Annotated in this window: 23 protein-coding genes; 1 reads left to right on the forward strand and 22 read right to left on the reverse strand. The window is 70.5% G+C overall.

Annotation, left to right across the window (positions count from 1 at the left end):
• Positions 1 to 78 precede the first annotated feature (78 nt).
• From metK to pyrR, 13 genes are all read right to left on the reverse strand, one after another.
• Positions 79 to 1,287 carry a methionine adenosyltransferase gene (gene metK / locus ACIRPU_RS14530; RefSeq protein ID WP_351767171.1) on the reverse strand — a complete coding sequence of 403 codons (1,209 nt, stop codon included), beginning with the start codon at positions 1,285 to 1,287 and terminating at the stop codon, positions 79 to 81.
• 240 nt (positions 1,288 to 1,527) lie between these two features.
• Positions 1,528 to 2,730 carry a bifunctional phosphopantothenoylcysteine decarboxylase/phosphopantothenate--cysteine ligase CoaBC gene (coaBC, locus tag ACIRPU_RS14535; protein WP_403866438.1) on the reverse strand — a complete coding sequence of 401 codons (1,203 nt, stop codon included), beginning with the start codon at positions 2,728 to 2,730 and terminating at the stop codon, positions 1,528 to 1,530.
• A gap of 122 nt (positions 2,731 to 2,852) precedes the next feature.
• Entirely contained in the window at positions 2,853 to 3,125 is a 273-nt protein-coding gene (gene rpoZ / locus ACIRPU_RS14540; protein ID WP_003988945.1) for a DNA-directed RNA polymerase subunit omega, read from the reverse strand.
• Positions 3,126 to 3,177: 52 nt separating this feature from the next.
• Entirely contained in the window at positions 3,178 to 3,771 is a 594-nt protein-coding gene (gmk, locus tag ACIRPU_RS14545) for a guanylate kinase (RefSeq protein ID WP_403866441.1), read from the reverse strand.
• Between the two features lie 60 nt (positions 3,772 to 3,831).
• The gene (locus ACIRPU_RS14550; protein ID WP_003977346.1) at positions 3,832 to 4,155 is read right to left on the reverse strand and encodes an integration host factor; all 324 of its coding nucleotides are present in this window, start codon (positions 4,153 to 4,155) and stop codon (positions 3,832 to 3,834) included.
• 279 nt (positions 4,156 to 4,434) lie between these two features.
• Positions 4,435 to 5,277: an orotidine-5'-phosphate decarboxylase gene (gene pyrF, locus ACIRPU_RS14555; RefSeq protein ID WP_403866444.1), complete on the reverse strand. Its 843-nt coding sequence runs from the start codon at positions 5,275 to 5,277 to the stop codon at positions 4,435 to 4,437.
• Positions 5,274 to 6,380: a quinone-dependent dihydroorotate dehydrogenase gene (locus ACIRPU_RS14560; protein ID WP_355705452.1), complete on the reverse strand. Its 1,107-nt coding sequence runs from the start codon at positions 6,378 to 6,380 to the stop codon at positions 5,274 to 5,276. The genes pyrF and ACIRPU_RS14560 overlap by 4 nt, the downstream gene beginning before the upstream one ends.
• A gap of 78 nt (positions 6,381 to 6,458) precedes the next feature.
• Entirely contained in the window at positions 6,459 to 9,773 is a 3,315-nt protein-coding gene (gene carB / locus ACIRPU_RS14565; protein WP_403866448.1) for a carbamoyl-phosphate synthase large subunit, read from the reverse strand.
• Complete coding sequence (carA, locus tag ACIRPU_RS14570) at positions 9,766 to 10,908, reverse strand: glutamine-hydrolyzing carbamoyl-phosphate synthase small subunit (protein ID WP_403866451.1); 1,143 nt, start codon at positions 10,906 to 10,908, stop codon at positions 9,766 to 9,768. The genes carB and carA overlap by 8 nt, the downstream gene beginning before the upstream one ends.
• Entirely contained in the window at positions 10,905 to 11,486 is a 582-nt protein-coding gene (locus ACIRPU_RS14575) for a hypothetical protein (protein WP_403866454.1), read from the reverse strand. Before ACIRPU_RS14575 ends, carA begins: the two co-directional genes overlap by 4 nt.
• A complete protein-coding gene (locus ACIRPU_RS14580) occupies positions 11,483 to 12,769 on the reverse strand; it encodes a dihydroorotase (RefSeq protein WP_403866457.1) in 1,287 nt (428 codons plus the stop codon). Before ACIRPU_RS14580 ends, ACIRPU_RS14575 begins: the two co-directional genes overlap by 4 nt.
• Positions 12,770 to 12,774: 5 nt before the next feature.
• A complete protein-coding gene (locus ACIRPU_RS14585) occupies positions 12,775 to 13,755 on the reverse strand; it encodes an aspartate carbamoyltransferase catalytic subunit (protein ID WP_355705457.1) in 981 nt (326 codons plus the stop codon).
• 97 nt (positions 13,756 to 13,852) lie between these two features.
• Positions 13,853 to 14,437: a bifunctional pyr operon transcriptional regulator/uracil phosphoribosyltransferase PyrR gene (pyrR, locus tag ACIRPU_RS14590; RefSeq protein ID WP_355705458.1), complete on the reverse strand. Its 585-nt coding sequence runs from the start codon at positions 14,435 to 14,437 to the stop codon at positions 13,853 to 13,855.
• 240 nt (positions 14,438 to 14,677) lie between these two features.
• Here pyrR and bldD point away from each other — a divergent pair, with 240 nt between their 5' ends.
• Complete coding sequence (bldD, locus tag ACIRPU_RS14595) at positions 14,678 to 15,178, forward strand: transcriptional regulator BldD (protein ID WP_020128858.1); 501 nt, start codon at positions 14,678 to 14,680, stop codon at positions 15,176 to 15,178.
• A 206-nt stretch (positions 15,179 to 15,384) separates the two neighbouring features.
• On the opposite strand, the gene nusB is transcribed toward bldD, so the two are convergent.
• The 9 genes from nusB to mltG form a co-directional block, all read right to left on the reverse strand.
• Positions 15,385 to 15,819, reverse strand: a complete 435-nt coding sequence (nusB, locus tag ACIRPU_RS14600) for a transcription antitermination factor NusB (RefSeq protein WP_351768131.1) — start codon at positions 15,817 to 15,819, stop codon at positions 15,385 to 15,387.
• Between the two features lie 2 nt (positions 15,820 to 15,821).
• The gene (efp, locus tag ACIRPU_RS14605) at positions 15,822 to 16,388 is read right to left on the reverse strand and encodes an elongation factor P (protein ID WP_355705459.1); all 567 of its coding nucleotides are present in this window, start codon (positions 16,386 to 16,388) and stop codon (positions 15,822 to 15,824) included.
• Positions 16,389 to 16,439: 51 nt separating this feature from the next.
• A complete protein-coding gene (locus ACIRPU_RS14610) occupies positions 16,440 to 17,546 on the reverse strand; it encodes an aminopeptidase P family protein (RefSeq protein ID WP_403866463.1) in 1,107 nt (368 codons plus the stop codon).
• 91 nt (positions 17,547 to 17,637) lie between these two features.
• Positions 17,638 to 18,459 carry a Pro-rich N-terminal domain-containing protein gene (locus tag ACIRPU_RS14615; RefSeq protein WP_355705461.1) on the reverse strand — a complete coding sequence of 274 codons (822 nt, stop codon included), beginning with the start codon at positions 18,457 to 18,459 and terminating at the stop codon, positions 17,638 to 17,640.
• 190 nt (positions 18,460 to 18,649) lie between these two features.
• Positions 18,650 to 19,744: a 3-dehydroquinate synthase gene (aroB, locus tag ACIRPU_RS14620; RefSeq protein ID WP_403866467.1), complete on the reverse strand. Its 1,095-nt coding sequence runs from the start codon at positions 19,742 to 19,744 to the stop codon at positions 18,650 to 18,652.
• Positions 19,741 to 20,256 carry a shikimate kinase gene (locus ACIRPU_RS14625; RefSeq protein WP_403866470.1) on the reverse strand — a complete coding sequence of 172 codons (516 nt, stop codon included), beginning with the start codon at positions 20,254 to 20,256 and terminating at the stop codon, positions 19,741 to 19,743. The genes aroB and ACIRPU_RS14625 overlap by 4 nt, the downstream gene beginning before the upstream one ends.
• Entirely contained in the window at positions 20,253 to 21,437 is a 1,185-nt protein-coding gene (gene aroC / locus ACIRPU_RS14630) for a chorismate synthase (RefSeq protein WP_403866473.1), read from the reverse strand. Before aroC ends, ACIRPU_RS14625 begins: the two co-directional genes overlap by 4 nt.
• Positions 21,438 to 21,612: 175 nt before the next feature.
• Positions 21,613 to 22,470: a shikimate dehydrogenase gene (locus tag ACIRPU_RS14635; protein ID WP_403866476.1), complete on the reverse strand. Its 858-nt coding sequence runs from the start codon at positions 22,468 to 22,470 to the stop codon at positions 21,613 to 21,615.
• Positions 22,451 to 24,235: an endolytic transglycosylase MltG gene (gene mltG / locus ACIRPU_RS14640; protein WP_403866479.1), complete on the reverse strand. Its 1,785-nt coding sequence runs from the start codon at positions 24,233 to 24,235 to the stop codon at positions 22,451 to 22,453. The genes ACIRPU_RS14635 and mltG overlap by 20 nt, the downstream gene beginning before the upstream one ends.
• Positions 24,236 to 24,314 lie beyond the last annotated feature (79 nt).

Raw genomic sequence — 24,314 nt, forward strand, 5'->3', positions numbered from 1 at the left:
CGCGCAAACGCCGTGCAAACGCCGAGACCCGGCCTCCCTGAGGAGGCCGGGCCCACACGTCGGTCCGGCAGGGCGGACCTACAGTCCCGCGGCCTTGCGCAGCGCGTCCACGCGGTCCGTGCGCTCCCACGTGAAGTCGGGCAGCTCACGGCCGAAGTGACCGTACGCGGCGGTCTGGGCGTAGATCGGGCGCAGCAGGTCGAGGTCGCGGATGATCGCGGCCGGACGGAGGTCGAAGACCTCGTCGATGGCCTTCTCGATCTTCTCGGCGTCGACCTTGGCGGTGCCGAAGGTCTCCACGAAGAGACCGACCGGCTCGGCCTTGCCGATCGCGTAGGCGACCTGGACCTCGCAGCGGGCCGCCAGGCCCGCCGCCACGACGTTCTTCGCCACCCAGCGCATGGCGTACGCGGCCGAGCGGTCGACCTTGGACGGGTCCTTGCCCGAGAAGGCGCCGCCGCCGTGGCGGGCCATGCCGCCGTAGGTGTCGATGATGATCTTGCGGCCGGTGAGGCCGGCGTCGCCCATCGGGCCGCCGATCTCGAAGCGGCCGGTCGGGTTCACCAGCAGACGGTAGTTCTCGGTGTCGATCTTGATGCCCTCGTCCAGGAGCGCCTTCAGCTCCACCTCCACCACGAACTCCCGGATGTCGGGGGCCAGCAGGGAGTCCAGGTCGATGTCGCTCGCGTGCTGCGAGGAGACGACGACCGTGTCGAGGCGGACGGCCTTGTCGCCGTCGTACTCGATGGTGACCTGGGTCTTGCCGTCGGGGCGCAGGTAGGGGATGGTCCCGTTCTTGCGGACGTCCGACAGGCGCTTCGACAGACGGTGCGCCAGGAAGATCGGCAGCGGCATCAGGGTCGGCGTCTCGTCCGACGCGTAGCCGAACATCAGACCCTGGTCGCCGGCGCCCTGGCGGTCCAGCTCGTCCTCGTCGCCCTCGACGCGGTTCTCGTACGCCGTGTCGACACCCTGGGCGATGTCCGGGGACTGCGCGCCGATGGACACCGAGACGCCACAGGAGGCGCCGTCGAAGCCCTTCTTCGAGGAGTCGTAGCCGATCTCGAGGATCTTGTCGCGCACGAGCTGGGGGATCGGCGCGTAGGCCTTGGTGGTGACCTCTCCGGCGACGTGCACCAGACCGGTCGTGATCAAGGTCTCGACGGCGACCCGGGAGGCCGGGTCCTCGCGCAGCAGGGCATCGAGGATGGTGTCGCTGATCTGGTCAGCGATCTTGTCGGGGTGGCCCTCGGTGACAGACTCCGAGGTGAACAGGCGACGGGACACAACGCTCCCTGGGGTTGCAGCGGCTGCTGGCTGATCATTGGCGGACGCGACAGGAGCTGCGCCCGGCGTCGTCCGAGAACAGTTTATCGGTCGTGCCCCACCACCGGCCCACCCGTCTCGCCTCTCGGGAGCGCTGTGACCTGCGGCACGGGCATTCTGCCGAATGCCGAGCACCGTTGGCCAGGGGCGCCACGCCCGAATCGGCGGAGGGGGAGGACGACGGGGAAGCGCATCAAACCGTCAGGCCAGCCGTCGCGTCACCAGGTCCCACACGGTTTCGGCCAATGCCTCCTTGGGCCCGTACGGCACGGGGGTTTCGGTGCCGTCGGCGCCCAGCACGACGGCTTCGTTCTCCTCGGAGCCGAAGGTCTTGCGCTCCCCCACCTCGTTCACCACCAGCAGATCGCAGCCCTTGCGCCGTAGCTTGGACCGGCCGTTGGCCAGGACGTCGTCGGTCTCCGCCGCGAAGCCGACAACCACCTGGTTGGAGCGCGCCCGGTCGGCGGAGACCTCCGCGAGGATGTCCGGATTCCGTACGAGAACGATGGGGTCCGGTTCCCGGCCGTCCTGCTTCTTGATCTTTCCGGCCGCGTACGTCTCCGGCCGGAAATCGGCCACGGCGGCAGCCATGACGACCGCGTCGGCGTCCGCGGCGGCCTTCAGGACCGCCTCGCGCAGCTGCACGGCCGTGCCGACCTGGACGATGTCGACGCCGGCCGGGTCGGGCAGGCCGGTGTTCGCCGCGATCAGCGTCACGCGGGCGCCACGGGCGGCGGCGGTGCGGGCGAGGGCGTAGCCCTGCTTGCCGGAGGAGCGGTTGCCGAGGAAGCGGACCGGGTCGAGGGGCTCGCGGGTGCCGCCGGCGCTGACCACGACATGCCGGCCGGTGAGGTCGGGTTCGCGTACTCCCCTGGCCAGGACCCGGCGGCAGACCTCGAAGATCTCGGCCGGGTCGGGCAGCCGGCCCTTGCCGGTGTCGACGCCGGTGAGGCGGCCCACGGCGGGTTCGATGACGACGGCGCCCCGGCGGCGCAGGGTCGCCACGTTCTCCTGGGTGGCCGGATGCTCCCACATCTCGGTGTGCATCGCGGGAGCGAAGACGACCGGACAGCGGGCCGTCAGGAGGGTGTTGGTGAGGAGGTCGTCGGCGAGGCCGTGGGCGGCCTTGGCGAGCATGTCCGCCGTGGCCGGGGCGACGACCACCAGGTCGGCGTGCTGGCCGATGCGGACGTGCGGGACCTCGTGGACGTCGTCCCAGACCTCCGTGGAGACGGGGTGGCCGGAGAGGGCGGACCAGGTGGCGGCGCCGACGAAGTGCAGCGCGGAGGCGGTGGGGACCACCCGGACGTCATGGCCCGACTCGGTCAGTCTGCGCAGCAGCTCACAGGCCTTGTAGGCGGCGATGCCACCACTGACCCCCAGAACGACCTTCGGCTTGTCCACCGTTTCTCCCCGGACCTCGGAACGCGTGCGCAGCGGCTCCCTGCGTACGAGTCCATCAGACACCACAGGCCCGGCAGCTGTGCTGCCGGGCCTGTGGAAAAACCAACTGCGAACCGAAAATACTACTGAGCGGGGCCCTCGACGGCCTCGGACGTCAGCAGGCCGGCGTTGATCTCGCGGAGGGCGATCGAGAGCGGCTTCTCGTGGACGTGGGTGTCCACGAGCGGACCGACGTACTCGAGGAGGCCCTCGCCGAGCTGCGAGTAGTACGCGTTGATCTGGCGCGCTCGCTTGGCCGCGTAGATCACGAGGCTGTACTTCGAGTCGGTGGCCTCGAGGAGCTCGTCGATCGGCGGGTTGATGATGCCCTCGGGCGCGGAGATGGAAGAGGACACGCTCTACCTTCCGATGGATGGGAAAAGACCGGTCGTGATCACAGGTTCGCAATCACACAACATCGACCAAGGCTAGCAGCTCGCGTGCGACGTCCTTGACGGAGGTGTTGACCAGGGTCACGTCGAACTCCGGCTCGGCCGCCAGTTCGATCTTCGCCGCCGCCAGGCGGCGGTCGATGACCTCGGGCGGTTCGGTGCCCCGCCCGGTGAGCCTGCGCACCAGTTCCTCCCAGGAGGGAGGGGCCAGGAACACGAGTTGGGCCTCGGACATGGACTCACGGACCTGTCGGGCGCCCTGGAGATCGATCTCCAGGAGGACCGGCTCGCCCGACTCCAGGCGCTCCAGCACCGCGTCGCGCGGAGTGCCGTAGCGGTTGCCCGCGAACTCGGCCCACTCCAGCAGCTCGCCGTTGGCGATCAGCTTGTCCATCTCATCGTCGGTGACGAAGAAGTAGTGGACCCCGTGCTTCTCGCCGGGCCGCGGCCTACGGGTCGTCGCCGACACCGAGAGCCAGACCTCGGGGTGTTCCTTGCGCATATGAGCGACGACCGTGCTCTTGCCGACCCCGGAGGGGCCGGAGAGCACGGTCAGCCGCGGACGTGCGTCCGGGGTTTCGGGGGACGTCCCCCGGAGTTTTACTGCCATGCAGCGATTATTCCAGCAATCCCGGAGTGCCCGGGACTCCCTTCCCGCGGCGCCCGGGAATCAGGAGCCGGTGCTGCCGAACTCACGCTCCAGGGACGCGATCTGGTTGGAACCGAGGCCGCGCACGCGGCGGCTCTCGGAGATGCCGAGTCGCTCCATGATCTGCTTGGCGCGGACCTTGCCCACGCCCGGGAGCGACTCCAGGAGGGCGGAGACCTTCATCTTGCCGATGACGTCGTTTTCCTGGCCCTGCTTGATGACCTCGTGAAGCGAGGCGCCGGAGTGCTTCAGTCGATTCTTGACCTCGGCCCGCTCCCGGCGAGCCGCGGCGGCCTTTTCGAGCGCGGCTGCGCGCTGTTCGGGGGTAAGGGGCGGAAGAGCCACGCCTACGTCACCTCGGATGTCGAACTGTCGGATACGGACCGGTGAGGAACCTGGTCGCCCCTCACCTGGTGAGCTACGAGCAAAACACGCTGCCCGTTCACTCTCCGTCGGAGACTAGCGGCCAACTCCGCCAGAGTCAGCGAGAACAGAGGAAAAGTCCTGGTCAGCCTCTCCAGGGCCGGACATTTAGGACATAGTGCCCCGGATTTGAGGATGTATCCAGCCTCAAGTCGTCGCCGAGCCGCCCGACCGAGCCCCCGGTCGGGCGGCCGACGCCGCTCAGGCGGCCTCCACGGCCGCCCTGACCTCTCGCGCGAATCGATCCACGGCGTCACGCAGAGCGACGACGTCGGGACCGTGACGCAACACACCCCGACTCACGTTCGGTACGACGTTGCGCACCGCGGACCCGAAGACCCGCGGAAGGTCGGCCGGAGTCGCCCCCTGGGCGCCGACGCCGGGCGCGAGGAGCGGACCGTTGATGCCGAGGTCGTACGTCGAGAGGTCGCCCAGCGTGGCGCCGACGACCGCCCCGAAGGAGCCCAGCGGCTCCTCCCCCACGTTCTCCGCGGCCAGGTGCGCCAGCATCGTCGCGCCCACGTCGCGTCCGTCGGCCCGCACCGCGTGCTGGACCTCGCCGCCCTCCGGGTTGGAGGTCAGCGCCAGCACGAACAGCCCGGCGCCGCTCTCACGCGCCGCCGCCACCGCCGGGGACAGGGATCCGTAGCCGAGGTACGGCGACACGGTGAGGGCGTCGGAGAACAGCGGGGCGTCCTTGTGCAGGAAGGACTCGGCGTACGCGGCCATGGTCGAGCCGATGTCACCGCGCTTGGCGTCCATCACGACCAGGGCGCCGGCCGCCCGCGCCTCCTGCACCGTCTTCTCCAGGACGGCGATGCCGCGCGAGCCGAACCGCTCGAAGAAGGCGCTCTGCGGCTTCAGCAGGGCCACCCGGTCGGCCGTCGCCTCGACGACCGTGCGGCTGAACCGCTCCAGGCCGGCGACGTCGTCGTGCAGGCCCCACTCGGCGAGCAGGGAGGCGTGCGGGTCGATGCCGACGCAGAGCGGGCCACGCTCGTCCATGGCCCGGCGCAGCCGCGCGCCGAAGGGCTCCAGGGTCATGCCGTCTTCCTCACGTCGGCGCCGACCGCGTCGGCGAGAGTGGCGTAGGGGCTCGTCCGCAGGCGGGCGGCCAGGCCCTTGTGGATCGCACGGCCCCAGAAGGGCCCCTCGTAGATGAAGGCGCTGTACCCCTGGACCAGCGTGGCGCCGGCCAGGATGCGCTGCCAGGCGTCCTCGGCGTCCTCCACGCCGCCGACGCCCACGAGGGTGACGCGGTCGCCCACGCGCGCGTAGAGGCGGCGCAGCACCTCCAGGGAGCGGGCCTTGAGGGGAGCGCCCGACAGCCCGCCGGTCTCCTTCACCAGCGAGGGGTCGGATGTCAGACCGAGGCCCTCGCGCGCGATGGTGGTGTTGGTGGCGATGATCCCGTCCAGACCGAGCTCCACGGCCAGGTCGGCGACCGCGTCGACGTCCTCGTCGGCCAGGTCCGGGGCGATCTTGACCAGCAGCGGGACCCGCCGCGAGGTCACCACGCGGTCGGCGGCCTCGCGGACGGCGCTCAGCAGCGGTCGCAGCGCCTCGGTGGCCTGGAGGTTGCGCAGTCCCGGCGTGTTCGGCGAGGACACGTTGACGACCAGGTAGTCGGCGTACGGGGCGAGCCGCTCGGTCGACTTCACGTAGTCGCCGACGGCCTCCTCCTCCGGTACGACCTTGGTCTTGCCGATGTTGACGCCCACGACGGGCTTGAAGACGGGCGTACGGGAGGCCAGGCGCGCGGCGACGGCGAGCGAGCCCTCGTTGTTGAAGCCCATCCGGTTGATGAGCCCCCGGTCCTTCACGAGCCGGAACAGCCGCTGGGCGGGGTTGCCGGGCTGCGGCTCGCCGGTGACCGTGCCGATCTCGACGTGGTCGAAGCCCAGCATCGACATCCCGTCGATCGCGACGGCGTTCTTGTCGAAGCCGGCGGCGAGTCCGAAGGGGCCGTGCATGCGCAGCCCGAAGGCCTCGGTGCGCAGTTCCCGGTAGCGGGGGGCCAGGGCGGCCGCGACGAACGTGCGCAGCACCGGGATCCGGACGGCGAGCCGGATCCAGCGGAAGGCCAGGTGGTGGGCGCGCTCGGGGTCCATCCGCTGGAAGAACAGCCGGAAGAATTGCTTGTACATGGTCATGTCCTCCAAGGAGCCTCGCGAAGAGGTGTCATGAAGAGGGGGACACCGTTTCCGGTGTCCCCCTGAGGGCTGCTAGTCGCGGGCCGCGGTCAGGTGTTCCGCGTGTTCCTGGAGTGAGCGCACGCCCACGTCCCCGTGGTTGAGGGCGTCGATGCCCTGGACGGCCGCGGCGAGCGCCTGGACCGTCGTCAGGCAGGGCACGGACCGCGCCACGGCCGCCGTACGGATCTCGTAGCCGTCGAGGCGGCCGCCGGTGCCGTACGGGGTGTTGACGATGAGGTCGACCTCGCCGTCGTGGATGAGCTGGACGATGGTCTTCTCGCCGTTCGGGCCGGTGCCCTCGGACTGCTTGCGCACGACCTTCGCGTTGAGGCCGTTGCGCCTGAGGACCTCGGCCGTGCCGGAGGTGGCGAGCAGCTCGAAGCCGTGCGCGACCAGCTCACGGGCCGGGAAGATCATCGAGCGCTTGTCGCGGTTGGCGACCGAGATGAACGCGCGGCCCTTGGTGGGCAGCGGGCCGTACGCGCCGGCCTGCGACTTGGCGTACGCCGTGCCGAAGACGGAGTCGATGCCCATGACCTCGCCGGTCGAGCGCATCTCGGGGCCGAGCACGGTGTCGACACCGCGGCCGGAGGTGTCCCGGAAGCGGCTCCACGGCATCACGGCCTCCTTGACGGAGATCGGCGCGTCCAGCGGCAGCTCACCGCCGTCGCCGGTCGCCGGGAGCAGCCCCTCGGCGCGCAGCTCGGCGACGGTCGCGCCCAGGGAGATCCGGGCGGCGGCCTTCGCCAGCGGCACCGCGGTCGCCTTCGAGGTGAAGGGGACCGTGCGGGAGGCGCGCGGGTTGGCCTCCAGGACGTAGAGGATGTCGCCCGCCATCGCGAATTGGATGTTGATCAGACCGCGCACGCCGACGCCCTTGGCGATCGCCTCCGTGGAGGCCCGCAGGCGCTTGATGTCGAAGCCGCCGAGGGTGATCGGGGGCAGGGCGCACGCCGAGTCGCCGGAGTGGATGCCGGCCTCCTCGATGTGCTCCATGACGCCGCCGAGGTACAGCTCCTCGCCGTCGTAGAGCGCGTCGACGTCGATCTCGATGGCGTCGTCGAGGAAGCGGTCGACGAGGACCGGCCGGGTGGGGCTGATCTCGGTCGACTCGGCGATGTAGGACGACAGCCGGGTCTCGTCGTAGACGATCTCCATGCCGCGACCGCCGAGCACGTACGACGGGCGCACCAGGACCGGGTAGCCGATCTCGTCCGCGATGGCCTTGGCCTCCGCGAACGTGGTGGCCGTGCCGTGCTTCGGGGCCGGCAGACCGGCCTCGGCGAGCACCCGTCCGAAGGCGCCCCGGTCCTCGGCCGCGTGGATGGCCTCGGGGGAGGTGCCGACGATCGGCACGCCGTTGTCCTTCAGCGCCTGCGCCAGGCCCAGCGGGGTCTGACCGCCGAGCTGCACGATCACACCGGCGATCGGGCCGGCCAGCGACTCCGCGTGGACGATCTCCAGCACGTCCTCGAGCGTCAGCGGCTCGAAGTACAGGCGGTCGGAGGTGTCGTAGTCCGTGGAGACGGTCTCCGGGTTGCAGTTGACCATCACGGTCTCGTACCCGGCGTCGGACAGCGCGAAGGAGGCGTGGACGCAGGAGTAGTCGAACTCGATGCCCTGGCCGATGCGGTTCGGGCCGGAGCCCAGGATGATCACCGCGGGCTTCTCGCGGGGCGCGACCTCGGTCTCCTCGTCGTAGGAGGAGTAGAAGTACGGCGTCTTCGCGGCGAACTCGGCGGCGCAGGTGTCGACCGTCTTGTAGACCGGACGGATGCCCAGCGCGTGCCGCACCTCACGGACGACGTCCTCGCGCAGCCCGCGGATCTCGGCGATCTGCTGGTCGGAGAAGCCGTGCCGCTTGGCCTCGGCGAGCAGCTCGACGTCGAGGCGGTCGGCGGCGGCCAGCTCGTCGGCGGTCTCCTTGATGAGGAAGAGCTGGTCGACGAACCAGGGGTCGATCTTCGTGAACTCGAAGACCTCCTCGGGCGTGGCGCCCGCGCGGATGGCCTGCATGACGGTGTTGATGCGTCCGTCGGTGGGCCGTACGGCCTCCCGCAGCAGTTCGTCCTTGTTCCCGGCGGGCTCGCCGACGAACGTGAACTGGCTGCCCTTCTTCTCCAGCGACCGCAGCGCCTTCTGCAGGGCCTCGGTGAAGTTGCGGCCGATGGCCATGGCCTCGCCGACCGACTTCATGGTCGTGGTCAGCGTGGAATCGGCGCTCGGGAACTTCTCGAAGGCGAAGCGCGGAACCTTCACGACCACGTAGTCGAGCGTCGGCTCGAAGGAGGCCGGGGTCTCCTGCGTGATGTCGTTCGGGATCTCGTCGAGGGTGTAGCCGATGGCGAGCTTGGCCGCGATCTTGGCGATCGGGAAGCCGGTGGCCTTGGAGGCGAGGGCCGAGGAACGCGACACGCGCGGGTTCATCTCGATGACGATGACGCGGCCGTCCTCGGGGTTCACCGCGAACTGGATGTTGCAGCCGCCGGTGTCCACGCCGACCTCGCGGATCACGGCGATGCCGATGTCGCGCAGGATCTGGTACTCGCGGTCGGTCAGCGTCATCGACGGGGCGACGGTGATCGAGTCGCCGGTGTGCACGCCCATGGGGTCGAAGTTCTCGATGGAGCAGACGACCACGACGTTGTCGTGCTTGTCGCGCATGAGCTCCAGCTCGTACTCCTTCCAGCCGAGGATGGACTCCTCCAGGAGCACCTCGGTGGTCGGCGACAGCGTGAGGCCCTGGCCGGCGATGCGGCGCAGCTCCTCCTCGTCGTGGGCGAAGCCGGAGCCGGCGCCGCCCATGGTGAAGGAGGGGCGGACGACGACCGGGTAGCCGCCGCCGAGCGCGTCGACGGCGGCGATCACCTCGTCCATGGTGTGGCAGATGACCGAGCGGGCCGACTCGCCGTGCCCGATCTTGCGGCGGACCTCTTCGACGACGCCCTTGAACAGGTCGCGGTCCTCGCCCTTGTTGATGGCCTCCACATTGGCGCCGATCAGCTCGACGCCGTACTTCTCGAGGACGCCGTTCTCGGCGAGCGAGATCGCCGTGTTGAGGGCCGTCTGGCCGCCCAGGGTGGGCAGCAGCGCGTCGGGGCGCTCCTTGGCGATGATCTTCTCGACGAACTCCGGGGTGATCGGCTCGACGTAGGTGGCGTCGGCGATCTCCGGGTCGGTCATGATCGTCGCCGGGTTGGAGTTGACCAGGACGACCCGCAGGCCCTCGGCCCGCAGGATGCGGCACGCCTGGGTGCCGGAGTAGTCGAACTCGGCGGCCTGGCCGATGACGATCGGGCCGGAGCCGATGACCAGGACGGACTGGATATCGGTGCGCTTAGGCACGCTGGCCCTCCATCAGGGATACGAAGCGGTCGAACAGGTAGGCGGCGTCGTGGGGGCCCGCTGCCGCTTCGGGGTGGTACTGGACGGAGAAGGCCGGCTGGTCGAGCAGCTGGAGCCCCTCCACGACGTCGTCGTTGAGGCAGATGTGGGAGACCTCGGCGCGGCCGAACTTCGTCTCGCTGACCTTGTCGAGCGGCGCGTCCACGGCGAACCCGTGGTTGTGCGCGGTGACCTCGACCTTGCCGGTCGTGCGGTCCTGGACCGGCTGGTTGATGCCGCGGTGGCCGTACTTCAGCTTGTAGGTGCCGAAGCCGAGCGCGCGGCCGAGGATCTGGTTGCCGAAGCAGATGCCGAAGAGCGGCGTCTTGCGCTCCAGCACCTCGGTCATCAGCGCGACCGGACCGTCGGCGGTGGCCGGGTCGCCCGGGCCGTTGGAGAAGAACACGCCGTCGGGGTCGACGGCGTACACCTCCGCCGCCGAGGCAGTCGCCGGGAGCACGTGCACCTCGATGCCGCGCTCGGCCATGCGGTGCGGGGTCATGCCCTTGATGCCGAGGTCGATGGCGGCGACGGTGAAGCGCTTCTCGCCGACCGCCGGGACGACGTAGGCCTCCTTGGTGGCGACCTCCTCGTAGAGGCTCGCGCCCTTCATCTGCGGCTGGGCCTGCACGCGCGCGAGGAGCTCGGTCTCGGAACCGATCGCCTCGCCGGAGAAGATCCCGGCGCGCATGGAGCCGCTCTCGCGGAGGTGGCGGGTGAGCGCGCGGGTGTCGATGCCGGAGATGCCGACGACGTTCTGCTGCACCAGGGCGTTGTCCAGGGAGCGCGTGGAGCGCCAGTTGGAGGGCACGCGCGCGGGGTCGCGCACGACGTAGCCGGAGACCCAGATGCGGCCCGACTCGTCGTCCTCGTCGTTCCAGCCGGTGTTGCCGATCTGCGGGGTGGTCGCGACGACGATCTGGCGGTCGTACGACGGGTCGGTGAGGGTCTCCTGGTAGCCGGTCATACCGGTGGAGAACACCGCTTCGCCGAAGGTCTCCCCCACGGCCCCGTAGGCACGGCCGCGGAAGATCCGGCCGTCCTCCAGGACGAGTACGGCGGGAACCCTGGTGGTTCCCCTGGTGGAGGTCGTCATCGTGCGCCTTCCGTTTCCGTCGGGTTTTCCGTCTTGTCGATCATGGAGTTGATGGCGTCGACCCACTCGCCGTGCTCGGCCGCGCGGTCCGAGCGGAAGCCGGAGTCGAGCAGCTTGTCGCCGTGCGCCCAGGTCACCACCAGCAGGCCGCCCTCGGTGAGGACCTTGCCGGCGATGCCCTTGTCGAGCCGGGCCTCGCGCAGTGCGGCGGCCGGGACGAAGAAGTCGGTCGCGCCGGGGCGTACGACGTCCAGTCCCGCTGCCGTCAGGGTGAGCTCGACCCGGCTGCGGGTGCCCAGGCCGTGCGCCACGATGCGGTCCAGCCACTGTCCGGCGGTGGTGGAGCCGTGGTAGCGCCCGCTCATGCCCAGTCTCACCGGACCCAGGTCGTCCGGCGCGGTGAGGAGCTCCGGGAGGTCGCCCTGGAGCGTGCCGCGCCACTTCCAGCCCTCGCGCATCAGCCAGTAGACGAGCGCGACGAAGAGGCCGAGACCGACCACCCAGCCGATCCGCGCGGCCCAGTCGGTCACTTCGGCCGATTCCTTCTCGGCCGCGAGCAGTAGTGCAGCAGATGTCACGTGAGCTTCCCGTCGACGAGCGTGGCCTTGCCCCGGAGCCACGTGTGCGTGACACGGCCCGGCAGCTCACGCCCCTCGTACGGGGTGTTCCGGCTGCGCGAGGCGAAGCCCGCGGGGTCCACCGACCCACGGTATTCCGTGTCGACGAGCGTGAGGTTGGCGGGCTCACCTGCCGAGACGGGGCGGCCGTGGCCCTGGGCCCGCCCGATCAGGGCGGGCTTGAACGACATCCGGCTCGCGACCCCGGCCCAGTCCAGCAGGCCCGTCTCCACCATCGTCTCCTGGACCACCGACAACGCGGTCTCCAGGCCGACCATGCCCATGGCGGCGGCGGCCCACTCGCAGTCCTTGTCCTCGTGCGGGTGCGGGGCGTGGTCGGTGGCGACGATGTCGATCGTGCCGTCGGCGAGCGCCTCGCGCAGGGCGCGCACGTCCCGCTCGGTGCGCAGCGGCGGGTTCACCTTGTAGACCGGGTCGTAGCTGCGCACCAGCTCGTCGGTGAGGAGCAGGTGGTGCGGGGTGACCTCGGCGGTGACGTCGATGCCGCGGGACTTGGCCCAGCGGACGATCTCGACCGACCCGGCGGTGGAGAGGTGGCAGATGTGGACCCGGGAGCCGACGTGCTCGGCGAGCAGCACGTCCCGGGCGATGATCGATTCCTCGGCCACCGCCGGCCAGCCCCCGAGGCCCAGCTCGGCGGAGACGACGCCCTCGTTCATCTGGGCGCCCTCGGTCAGCCGCGGCTCCTGCGCGTGCTGGGCGACGACCCCGCCGAAGGCCTTCACGTACTCCAGGGCCCGGCGCATGATCACGGCGTCGTCGACGCACTTGCCGTCGTCGGAGAAGACGGTGACGCCGGCCGCCGACTCGTGCATGGCGCCCAGCTCGGCGAGCTTGCGGCCCTCCAGGCCGACCGTGACCGCGCCGATGGGCTGCACGTCGCAGTAGCCGTGCTCCTGCCCGAGCCGGTAGACCTGCTCGACCACGCCGGCCGTGTCGGCCACGGGGAAGGTGTTGGCCATGGCGAACACGGCCGTGTAGCCGCCGGAAGCGGCCGCGCGGGTGCCCGTGAGCACCGTCTCGGAGTCCTCGCGGCCCGGCTCGCGCAGATGGGTGTGCAGGTCGACCAGGCCCGGCAGCAGCACCTTGCCGCCGGCCTCGACGACCTCGGCTCCCTCGGCGGACAGCCCCGCGCCGACGGCCTCGATGACCGCGCCGTCGATCAGGACGTCCTGCGGCTCACCGCCGAGCACCTTCGCACCACGGATCAGGATCTTGCTCATGGTTCTTACTTCTCCTCGGTGATGCGGGCGTGGCTGACGGCGGGTTCGTTGCCGCCCAGGAGCAGGTAGAGGACGGCCATCCGGATGGACACGCCGTTGGCGACCTGTTCGACGACGGTGCAGCGCTCGGAGTCGGCGACCTCTGCGGTGATCTCCATGCCGCGGACCATCGGGCCGGGGTGCATGACGATGGCGTGCTCGGGCATCCGCGCCATGCGGTCGCCGTCGAGGCCGTAGCGCCGCGAGTACTCGCGCTCGGTCGGGAAGAACGCGGCGTTCATCCGCTCGCGCTGCACCCGCAGCATCATCACCGCGTCGGACTTGGGCAGCGTGCTGTCGAGGTCGTACGACACCTCGCACGGCCAGGTCTCGATGCCGACCGGCACCAGGGTGGGCGGGGCGACCAGGGTGACCTCGGCGCCGAGCGTGTGCAGCAGGTCGACGTTGGAGCGGGCCACCCGGCTGTGCAGCACGTCGCCGACGATCGTGATGCGCTTGCCGGCGAGGTCCTGGCCGAGCCCGGCGTCCCGGCCGATCAGACGGCGGCGCATCGTGAAGGCGTCCAGGAGGGCCTGGGTGGGGTGCTGGTGGGTGCCGTCGCCCGCGTTGATGACGACGGCGTCGATCCAGTCGGAGGTGGCCAGCCGGTACGGCGCCCCGGAGGCCCCGTGCCGGATGACGACCGCGTCCACGCCCATGGCCTCCAACGTCTGCGCGGTGTCCTTCAGGGACTCGCCCTTGGACACCGACGACCCCTTGGCGGAGAAGTTGATGACGTCCGCGGAGAGGCGCTTCTCGGCGGCCTCGAAGGAGATGCGGGTGCGCGTGGAGTCCTCGAAGAAGAGGTTGACGATCGTGCGGCCGCGCAGGGTCGGCAGTTTCTTGATGGGCCGGTCGGCGACCCGGGCCATCTCCTCGGCGGTGTCGAGGATCAGGACGGCGTCGTCGCGGGTGAGGTCGGCGGCCGAGATGAGATGACGCTGCATCTGTCAGGCTCCGTAAGGCAGTTCAGACATGGGGAGATCACGGACGTGCAGGGCACGGCTGTGAGGCGCACGGCACCGAGGGCCGCACGCGCGCGTGCTACTGCTGGGCGGCCGGCTTCACACCGAGCAGCACGGTGTCGCGACCGTCCTCCTCGGCGAGCTGGACCTTGACCGTCTCCCGCAACGACGTGGGGAGGTTCTTGCCGACGTAGTCGGCGCGGATGGGCAGTTCCCGGTGGCCGCGGTCGACGAGGACCGCGAGCTGGACCGCGCGCGGACGCCCGAGGTCGTTCAGGGCGTCGAGGGCGGCGCGGATGGTGCGGCCGGAGAAGAGCACGTCGTCGACGAGGACGACCAGCCTGCCGTCCAGGCCGTCACCGGGGATCTCGGTGCGGGCCAGCGCACGCGGCGGGTGCATGCGCAGGTCGTCGCGGTACATGGTGATGTCGAGGGAGCCGACCGGGATCTTGCGGTCGGTGATCTGCTCGAGCTTGGCGGCGAGCCGCTGGGCGAGGAAGACGCCGCGGGTCGGGATGCCAAGCAGCACCACGTCGTCGGCGCCCTTGGCGCGTTCGACGATCTCGTGGGCGATGCGGGTCAGTACGCGCGCGATGTCGGGGCCTTCGAGGACGGGCCGCGCATCGGCTTGCCGGGAATCCTGCTGAGTGTCCTGCTTGTCCATATGAAACGGACCTCCTTCTCCGCCTCACGGGACGGACCTTAAAGGACGTCGGATTTGCGCCATCCACGGTAGCAGGCCGGGACGCCACCCCGATCACCCCCTTGGCGTAATCAGCCACCGCTACCACGGAAGCGTCGGTGTGGACCATTCGGCTTGACTCAGAAGAATCACGCTGCGTAACCTCACAGTGAGTTACCAGCACGCGGCTCGCGCCGCGTCGACCCAGTGCCGGGGAGCTATATGTCCAGCGAATACGCCAAACAGCTCGGGGCCAAGCTCCGGGCGATCCGCACCCAGCAGGGCCTTTCCCTCCACGGTGTCGAGGAGAAGTCCCAGGGACGCTGGAAGGCGGTCGTGGTCGGTTCGTACGAGCGCGGCGACCGCGCCGTGACCGTGCAGCGCCTTGCCGAGCTGGCGGACTTCTACGGCGTTCCCGTGCAGGAACTGCTGCCGGGCACCACTCCGGGCGGAGCCGCAGAGCCGCCGCCGAAGCTGGTCCTGGACCTGGAGCGACTGGCCCACGTGCCGGTCGAGAAGGCGGGCCCCCTGCAGCGGTACGCGGCCACGATCCAGTCGCAGCGAGGTGACTACAACGGCAAGGTGCTGTCGATCCGCCAGGACGACCTGCGCACGCTCGCCGTCATCTACGACCAGTCGCCCTCGGTCCTGACCGAGCAGCTGATCAGCTGGGGCGTCCTGGACGCGGACGCGCGCCGCGCGGTCTCCCACGAGGAGGGCTGAGGCCCCTGCGGCCCACCAGAGCTCAGCAGAAACGTGCCGCCGGGGTGGCCGGAACCTGATGGTTCCGGCCACCCCGGCGGCCGTCTGCGGGCCCAGGAGGGCTCAGAGGCACCAGGTGCCGGGGAAACGCCTGAGGGCCCGCAGCATGTCGCTGCGGGCCCTCAGGCGTTGTCGTAGGACTGTCGTGCGGCCGGCTTGCCGTGCCGTTACGCCTCGTCCCGGCGCAGAGACGGCTTGAGCTCCTTGAACCGGCCGAGCAGGCCGTTGACGAACGACGGCGACTCGTCCGTGGAGAACTCCTTCGCCAGCTGCACCATCTCGTCGAGGACGACCGCGTCCGGGGTCTCGTCGGCCCAGATCAGCTCGTAGGCGCCGAGACGCAGGATGTTGCGGTCGACGACCGGCATCCGGTCCAGCGTCCAGCCGACCGAGTACTGCGAGATCAGGTCGTCGATACGCCGCGCGTACCCGGCGTAGCCCTCGACCAGCTGCATGGTGTACTCACTCACCGGCGGCTGCCGGGTGTCGGCCCGGGAGAGCCGGATCCAGTCCGCGAGGACTGTCAGGACGTCGACTCCGCGCTGGTCGCCCTCGAAGAGGATCTGGAAGGCGCGCTTGCGGGCCGTGTTGCGAGCAGCCACGGTTAGCTGTTCACCCGGCCGAGGTAGTCGCTGGTGCGGGTGTCGACCTTGATCTTCTCACCGGTGGTGATGAAGAGCGGGACGTTGATCTGGTGACCGGTCTCCAGGGTGGCGGGCTTGGTGCCACCGGTGGAGCGGTCCCCCTGCAGGCCGGGCTCGGTCTCCTGCACGACGAGCTCGACGGCGGCCGGCAGCTCGACGAAGAGCACCTCGCCCTCGTGCTGCGCGACGGTGGCCGTGAAGCCCTCGATCAGGAAGTTGGCGGCGTCGCCGACGGCCTTGCGGTCGACCAGCAGCTGGTCGTAGGTCTCCATGTCCATGAAGACGAAGTACTCGCCGTCCATGTACGAGAACTGCATGTCGCGCTTGTCGACAGTGGCCGTCTCGACCTTGACGCCGGCGTTGAACGTCTTGTCGACGACCTTGCCGGAAAGCACGTTCTTCAGCTTGGTGCGCACGAAGGCCGGGCCCTTGCCGGGCTTGACGTGCTGGAACTCGACGACGGACCAGAGCTGGCCGCCTTCGAGCTTGAGCACCAGGCCGTTCTTGAGGTCGTTCGTGGAAGCCACGGTTGCGGAATCTCCTGGACTGACGTGGACGACCCCGGTGCACGCACCTGTCTAGAGGGCGAGCAGCTCCTTGGTCGTGATGGTGAGTAGCTCGGGTCCGCCGTCCGCCTCTGGGCGCACGACGAGCGTGTCATCGATCCGGACACCGCCCCGGCCCGGGAGGTGGACCCCCGGTTCGACGGTGACCGGCACGCAAGCGTCCAGTTTACCCATGGCCGCGGGAGACAACTGCGGGTCCTCTTCGATTTCGAGCCCGACACCGTGCCCGGTGAGCGCCGGAAGGCCCTCGGAGTGCCCCGCGGAGTCCAGGATATGGCGGGCCGCGCGGTCCACGTCCCGGAAGGCGGCGCCGGGTGTCAGGGCCTCGCGTCCGGCGCGCTGGGCAGCGAAGACGAGGTCGTACAGCTCGATCTGCCAGTCGGCGGGGGACGTGCCGATCACGAAGGTACGGCCGATCTCGCAGCGGTAGCCGCGGTAGCTCGCCCCCAGACAGACGGAGAGGAAGTCGCCCTCCTCGACGCGCCGATCGGTGGGCCGGTGGCCACGCCGGCCGGAGTTCGGGCCGGTGGCGACCGAGGTGGCGAAGGCGGGGCCGTCGGCACCGTGATCGACCAGGCGCCGTTCCAGTTCGAGGGCGAGATGCCGTTCCGTACGGCCCACCAGGATGGACTCCAGCAGCTCCCCCAGCGCCTGGTCGGCGATCTCGGCGCCGATCCGCAGACAGGAGATCTCCTCCTCGTCCTTCACCACCCTCAGCTGCTCGACCGCGCCGCCCACGTCCGCCAGGCGCAGCCGGGGCGCGACGGCCCGCAGCTCGCGGTGACGGGCCACCGTGAGGTGATGCTCCTCCACCGCGAGGGAGTCGCCGCCCTCGGCCACGAGGAGATCGGCGGCCGCGACCGCCGGATCGCCTCCGCTGCGGCGGAGGCAGTGGACACGCAGGGCCTCGTCCGGCCGCCCCTCGCTCGGGCGGTCCTCGGGCGGGTCCGTGCAGACGAGAAGATCCTCACGTCTGCCCAGCAGCAGGACGGCGCCGACCGGCGCCGCGCCCGCGAGGTATCTCACGTTGGCGGGGCGGGAGATCAGCGCGGTGGCGCTGCCGCTCGCGTTGCAGCGTTCTCTCAGCCGGGTGCGGCGGGACGCGTAGACCTCTGACATGACACGAGCGTAGGAGGAGTGGCCGGATTGTGCCGGTTGGGAGGGCGTTCGGGGGAACCGTCCGGGTCGGGCCGGAGCGCTGGAGAGCGCTCTACCACTTCGGGGGGCTCGCGATGGCCCTCGCCAGCACGTCGTCCAGGACCCTCGCCGTGGTCGGGACGTCCAGTTGGGAGTTGTCGATGATGGGCAGGCCGGAGCCGTACCAGCCGGCCATGCGGCCGTGGATGCGGGCCACCTCCTCGTCGGTGAGGCGGCGGTTGCCGGAGCGTTCTGCGTTGCGCTCCAGAACGACTTCCAGGCCCGGCAGGAGGACGACGGGCAGCAGGCCCGGACCCACATGCCGTTTCCAGCCACCCAGGCCCACGGCCGGGCGGTCGGGGAAGATCGCGTCGTCCAGGATGCATGAGATGCCGTTGGCCAGGAAGTTGCGCGCGGCGAAGCCGCAGGTGCGGCGGGCCAGGCGGTACTGGGCCTCGGAATGGTCGTTCCACCCCGACTGCGGGTCGGCGAAGCCCGAACGGACCCATTCCCGTACGTCGTCGAGGCTGACGTGGGCCGTGGGCACCCGGCGGTGGTCGGCCCAGAACTTGGCGACGCTCGTCTTCCCGGCGCCCGCCGGGCCGATCAGCAGCACCGCCAGCGTCGTGGCCGCCGGGTCGGGGACGGTCGGGGCGGGCGGCGCGCTGGGCATGGGGACGGGGCCGCCCGGCGGCAGCGGGACATGTCCGGTGGCGTCGGCGCCCTGCGGGACCGGGGCGTGCTGCGGGGCGGGCGGCGGCGGCACGGGCGGCACCGGCGGCTGGGGCGCGGGCGGCACCGGGCCCGAGGGGGCGCCGAGGTACCCCGGCTGATGCTGGGGGGCGCCGCCCGGCTGGTGGGGCGGCGGCAGCGGAGAACCCACTGCGTGCTGCATCCGGTGCCACTCCGTCTCGTACAGGCAATGGGCGCTGGTTGTGAGGGGTGCGGACCCCCCTTTTCGCTACTGAACGGTACCGCCCCCGGTCGTCGTTTGGTGAACGGCCGGGGGCGGTCCGAAGTGCCCGGTGTGGAAAGCGAATCGGGCGGAAGGGAAGCGGGCGGACCTACTCGCCCATCCCGCGCTCCTACTCGCCCACCTCCCCGTACGCGGCCAGCAGCACGGCCGGGTCGGGACCCTCGAGGACGTTCGGCTTGGCCAGGCCGTCCAGGACGATGAACCGCAGCAGGTCACCGCGGGACTTCTTGTCGACCTTCATGTTCTCCAGCAGCTTGGGCCACTGGTCGTAGCGGTAGTGCAGCGGCAGACCCACCGACTCCAGCACCGTGCGGTGGCGGTCGGCCGTCGCGTCGTCCAGCCGGCCCGCCAGGCGGCCCAGTTCGGCGGCGAAGTGCATGCCCACGGACACGGCCGCGCCGTGCCGCCACTTGTAGCGCTCGTTCTTCTCGATGGCGTGCGCCAGGGTGTGGCCGTAGTTGAGGATCTCCCGCAGGCCCGACTCCTTCAGGTCGGACGACACGACGTCCGCCTTGACCCTGATGGAGCGCTCGATGAGCTCGGCGGTGTGCGGGCCCGCCGGGGTGCGCGCGGCCTCGGGGTCGGACTCGACCAGCTCGAGGATCACCGGGTCGGCGATGAAGCCGGCCTTGATGACCTCGGCGAGCCCGGAGACGTAGTCGTTGACCGGCAGGGAGTCCAGCGCGGCCAGGTCGCACAGCACCCCGGCCGGCGGGTGGAAGGAACCGACGAGGTTCTTGCCCTCGGCGGTGTTGATGCCGGTCTTGCCGCCGACGGCCGCGTCGACCATGGCCAGCACGGTCGTCGGGACGGCGATCCAGCGCACCCCGCGCAGCCAGGTCGCGGCGACGAACCCGGCGAGGTCCGTGGTGGAGCCTCCGCCGACGCCCACGACGACGTCGGTGCGGGTGAACCCGGACTGGCCGAGCGCCTTCCAGCAGTAGGCGGCGACCTCGGCGGTCTTGGCCTCCTCCGCGTTGGGCACCTGGATGGCGACGGCCTCGTAGCCCTGTTCGGCCAGGTCGGCGCGGAGCGCCTCCCCGGTGCCGGCGAGCGCCTCGGGGTGGATCACGGCGACCCGCTTGACCCGGTCGCCGATCAGCCCGCCGAGTTCGCCCAGCAGCTGACGGCCGACCAGGACCTCGTACGGCTCCGAGCCCGCACTTCCGCCGATTTGGATCCGCGTTACGGACTCGCTGCTCATGCTTCCTTCAACTCCAAAGCGTCCAAGGCCACTTGACTGACCTCTTCGGGCGTACGGCCGTCCGTGGTCACGACCGCGGTGGCGACGCCCTCGTAGAGATGGCGACGGGCGTCCATCAGTTCGCGCCACTGCTTGCGCGGATTGACGGCGAGCAGCGGGCGCGCCGTGTTCAGGCCGGTGCGCTTCACGGCCTCCTCGACGTCCATGGCCAGGTAGACGACGCGCTGCCCGGCCAGCAGCGCGCGTGTGTCCGCGTCCAGGATCGAGCCGCCGCCGAGCGCCAGCACACCCTCGTGCTCGGTGAGCGCGTCCCGCACGGCCCGCTTCTCGATCGCGCGGAAGGTCTCCTCGCCCTCGTCGACGAAGATCTCCGCGATGCTGCGGCCCGCCTCGGCGACGATGTCGTCGTCGGTGTCCCGGTAGGAGACGCCGAGCCGCTCGGCGAGCAGCTGCCCGACGGTGGACTTGCCGACGCCCATCGGGCCGACGAGGACGACCAGTGGCCCGCTCATCGGATGTGCAGGCTGTCGAGGTACGAGCGCACGTTGCGGCGGGTCTCGGTGACGCTGTCGCCGCCGAACTTCTCCGCCACCGCGTCCGCGAGCACCAGGGCGACCATCGCCTCGGCGACGATCCCGGCGGCCGGGACCGCGCACACGTCGGAGCGCTGGTGGTGCGCCTGGGTGGCCTCGCCCGTGGCGACGTCCACCGTCCGCAGGGCCCGCGGCACGGTCGCGATCGGCTTCATCGCCGCGCGCACACGCAGCAGCTCGCCGGTGGTGAGGCCGCCCTCGGTGCCGCCGGAACGGCCGCTCGCGCGCCTGATGCCCTCGGCCGTGGTGACGATCTCGTCGTGCGCCTTCGAACCCGGCACGCGCGCGAGGTCGAAGCCGTCGCCGACCTCGACGCCCTTGATCGCCTGGATGCCCATCAGGGCCGCGGCGAGCCGGGCGTCCAGCCGACGGTCCCAGTGCACGTGCGAGCCCAGGCCGACCGGGACGTCGTACGCCAGCACCTCGACGACGCCGCCGAGGGTGTCGCCGTCCTTGTGGGCCTGGTCGATCTCCGCGACCATCGCCTTCGAGGCGTCCGCGTCCAGGCAGCGGACCGGGTCCGCGTCCAGCTTCTCGACGTCCGCGGGGGTCGGCAGGACGCCGTACGGCGCCTTCGCGGCGGCCAGCTCGACGACGTGCGAGACGATCTCGATGCCGGCCGTCTCCTTCAGGTACGACCGGGCCACCGCGCCCAGCGCGACCCGGGCGGCCGTCTCACGCGCGGAGGCGCGCTCCAGGATCGGCCGGGCCTCGTCGAAGCCGTACTTCTGCATTCCGGCGAGGTCGGCGTGGCCGGGGCGCGGGCGGGTGAGCGGCGCGTTGCGGGCGAGGCCCGCGAGGATCTCCGGGTCGACCGGGTCGGCCGACATGACCTGTTCCCACTTCGGCCACTCCGTGTTGCCCACCATGACGGCGACCGGTGAACCCATGGTCAGGCCGTGCCGGACACCGCCGAGGAAGGTGACCTCGTCGCGCTCGAACTTCATGCGCGCACCGCGCCCATAGCCGAGCCGTCGCCGCGCGAGGTGGTCGGCGACCATCTCCGTGGTGATCGGCACGCCGGCGGGAAGGCCCTCCAGCGTCGCGACAAGTGCGGGTCCGTGGGACTCCCCCGCGGTCAGCCAACGCAGCCTGCTCAACGATGCTCCTCAGTGCTCGCGCTCTGGTAGCGCTCTGCGCACGCGCGTCCTTCGCGTACGTCGGTGGCGTGACCGGGTGCGCGGCCCTGGCCCGCCATCTCCGATCCTCCCACGTCCCGGCCCCGGAACCGGCCGCCGGTCCAGCAAGCGGACGGGCGGCGGGCCGGGGACCGGCTCAGGGACGGTGCGAGGCCCCGCGGGCGGCGAGGGCGTGCTCGCCCGCCTTGCGCATGGCCTCCACCGGCGCCGGGACGCGGCCGGTCATCTGCTCCACCTGGAGGACGGCCTGGTGCACGAGCAGGTCGAGGCCGCTGACGACGGCGCCGCCGAACATGGACCAGCGGGCGGCCAGCTCGGTCGGCCACGGGTCGTAAAGCACGTCGAAGAGGGTGGCGGGGCGCTCCGGCACCGAGGCGGCGAGGGCGTCCGTGGCCCCGGCCGGGGTGGTCGCGACGACCAGCGGGAAGCGCAGCGCGTCGGCGGCGTCCGCCCAGTCGGCGATCCGGACCTCGACGTCGAGCCGCTCGCCCCACTGCCGCATCTCGGCGGCACGGGCCGCACTGCGAACGTAGGCGACGATCTCGCCGGGGCAGACCCTGGCCAGGGCGGCCAGGGCGGAGGACGCGGTGGCGCCGGCGCCGAGGATCGCGGCCGAGTCGACCTGTTCGACACCGCGCTCGCGCAGGGCGGCGACCATGCCGGGGATGTCCGTGTTGTCGCCGACTCGGCGGCCGTCCTCGGTGAACACGAGGGTGTTGACCGCCTCGACGGAGGCCGCCGTCTCGCTGACCTCGTCGAGCAGCGGGATGACCGCGCGCTTCAGCGGCATGGTCAGCGACAGACCGGCCCACTCGGCGCCGAGCCCGTCGACGAAGGCGGTCAGCGCCTCCTCGTCGACGTCGAAGCGGTCGTACGTCCAGCCGGTGAGTTCCAGCGCCTCGTACGCGGCGCGGTGCAGCACCGGGGAGAGCGAGTGGACGATGGGGCTGCCGAGTACCGCGGCCCGGCGGGCGTCAGTTGCCCGTGCTGGCATCGAACTTGTCCTTGAGTTTCTGGAAATCCGCGTAGGTCTTGGCGAATTCGGTGTTGTTCTCACCGTCGGTCGCCACGAAATAGATCCAGCCGTCGGTGGTCGGATTCATCGTCGCCTTGAGCGCGTCCTCACCGGGATTGCCGATCGGACCGGGCGTCAGGCCTTTGTTGGTATAGGTGTTGTACGGGTCCTTGTTGCTGTTGATCTCGGACTCGCTGATGTTGATTTTGCTCTCGCCCTTCAGGTAGTTGAAGGTCGAGTCGAATTGGAGCAACTGGTTGGTCTGGTCGTTCGTCGGCTTGAGCCGGTTGTAGACGACCTCCGCCATCTTGCGGTAGTCGTCGTGCGTCTTGCCCTCGGCCTGGACGAGGCTGGCGACCGTGATGACCTGCAACGGGCTTTCCAGCTTGAGCGTCTTGGCCTTGGCCTCGAGGTCGTACGCGCCGTACACCTCGTTGGCGTGGGCGACCATCGACTTCAGGACCGCCTCCGGCTTCATGCCCTTGGCCGCGCCGTACGTACCCGGGAAGAGGAAGCCCTCCAGTGGGTCCTTTATGTCCTCGTTGTCGTTCGCCCAGGCGGGCAGACCGAGCGTCTTGTACTCGCTCTCCGCCACTTTTCTGGTGGCGCCGGAGGCGAGTCCGAGTTTCGTGTCGATGGCCTTGTAGACGGACACGTTCCGCTGACCCGGGGTGACCATCACATTGGCCTGGCTGGTCGGGTCGAGCATCATCTCCACGGCGCTCTTCGCGGACATCTCCTTCTTCAGGATGTACGCGCCCGCCTGGATGCCGCCCGCTTGGGGGTTGTTCGTGACCGCGGAGACGAACGCGTCCACGCTCTTGACGACGCCGGCCTCCTTGAGCAGTCTGCCGATTTCGGCGCCGCCCGAGCCCTTGGGGACCTGGATGCTCACCGTCTGCTTCGTGCCGTCGCCCGTGTAGTCCGGAGCCGCGGCGTAACGATTCTGGTAGTAGTCGTAGCCGAAGTAGCCGACGCCCGCGACACCGCCGCCGAACACCAGCACGACGACCAGGCAGGCGCAGCCGCTGCGGCTCTTCTTGCTCTTCGCGCCCTTGCCGCCCCGGCCCCGCCGGTCGCCGCGGCCCTCCGGCTCGTCGTCGTCCTCGGCCCCGCCGCCCGCGAAGAATGCGTGCTCACCCTGATCGGGTCCCGGATCCCAGTCGGGCTTCTGCTCGGACTCGGCTTCCGGCACCGGCTCCGGTTCGGGCTCGGCGCGCCGCCGGGCGGGCGGCTCCGGCGGCGGATACGCCTCCGGGGTGCCGTAGAAGTCGGGCTGTTCGGCGCCGTAGGCCGCGGCCTGCTGCCCGTAGGGGTCACCCGGGTCGGCCGCGTAGGGGATGTGGGCATGGGTGCCCGTGCCGTCCCAGCCGCCCTCCTGATACCCCTCGTGGTAGGCCTGCGGGTTCTGGTGGGCGTACTGCTGGTCCTGAGCGGGGTACTGCTGGTCCTGAGCGGGGTACTGCTGCGGGTCGTAGCCCTGGTACTGGGGGTCGTACTGCTGCTGACCGTACTGCTGCTGGTCGTACTGCTGCGCCTGTCCCTGGCCCCAGTCGCCGTACTCCTGCTGCTGCTCCTGTTGCTGCTGCTCCGGCTGCTGCGGGTAGGGGTGGTGCTGTGGCCGGTCGCCGTAGGCAGGCTGATGGCCCGTGGGGGCCTGCTGCCCTTCCCATCCGCCGTCCCCGTACAACGGGTCCTCCGGATGCCACGGTTCGGAGCCAGGGCCCCGGCCATACTCAGTCATCGATCCCCTAGAGCCGCGAGGCGGCGATCACGCGGCTTTCTCAGGCCCGTCACCGTTCCGTCTCTCTCTGTGCGGTCGC

It is taken from the genome of Streptomyces sp. NPDC102259, from assembly GCF_044766465.1.
Classification (GTDB): Bacteria; Actinomycetota; Actinomycetes; order Streptomycetales; family Streptomycetaceae; genus Streptomyces.

Coding starts and splice junctions, on each gene's coding strand:
- gmk (WP_403866441.1), bottom strand. CDS start 3,771: ATGGCAGTAAAACTCCGGGGGACGTCCCCCGAAACCCCGGACGCACGT.
- pyrF (WP_403866444.1), bottom strand. CDS start 5,277: ATGACCCTGGAGCCCTTCGGCGCGCGGCTGCGCCGGGCCATGGACGAG.
- ACIRPU_RS14560 (WP_355705452.1), bottom strand. CDS start 6,380: ATGTACAAGCAATTCTTCCGGCTGTTCTTCCAGCGGATGGACCCCGAG.
- carA (WP_403866451.1), bottom strand. CDS start 10,908: ATGACGACCTCCACCAGGGGAACCACCAGGGTTCCCGCCGTACTCGTC.
- ACIRPU_RS14580 (WP_403866457.1), bottom strand. CDS start 12,769: ATGAGCAAGATCCTGATCCGTGGTGCGAAGGTGCTCGGCGGTGAGCCG.
- ACIRPU_RS14585 (WP_355705457.1), bottom strand. CDS start 13,755: ATGCAGCGTCATCTCATCTCGGCCGCCGACCTCACCCGCGACGACGCC.
- pyrR (WP_355705458.1), bottom strand. CDS start 14,437: ATGGACAAGCAGGACACTCAGCAGGATTCCCGGCAAGCCGATGCGCGG.
- bldD (WP_020128858.1), top strand. CDS start 14,678: ATGTCCAGCGAATACGCCAAACAGCTCGGGGCCAAGCTCCGGGCGATC.
- ACIRPU_RS14610 (WP_403866463.1), bottom strand. CDS start 17,546: ATGTCAGAGGTCTACGCGTCCCGCCGCACCCGGCTGAGAGAACGCTGC.
- ACIRPU_RS14615 (WP_355705461.1), bottom strand. CDS start 18,459: ATGCAGCACGCAGTGGGTTCTCCGCTGCCGCCGCCCCACCAGCCGGGC.
- aroB (WP_403866467.1), bottom strand. CDS start 19,744: ATGAGCAGCGAGTCCGTAACGCGGATCCAAATCGGCGGAAGTGCGGGC.
- ACIRPU_RS14625 (WP_403866470.1), bottom strand. CDS start 20,256: ATGAGCGGGCCACTGGTCGTCCTCGTCGGCCCGATGGGCGTCGGCAAG.
- ACIRPU_RS14635 (WP_403866476.1), bottom strand. CDS start 22,470: ATGCCAGCACGGGCAACTGACGCCCGCCGGGCCGCGGTACTCGGCAGC.
- mltG (WP_403866479.1), bottom strand. CDS start 24,235: ATGACTGAGTATGGCCGGGGCCCTGGCTCCGAACCGTGGCATCCGGAG.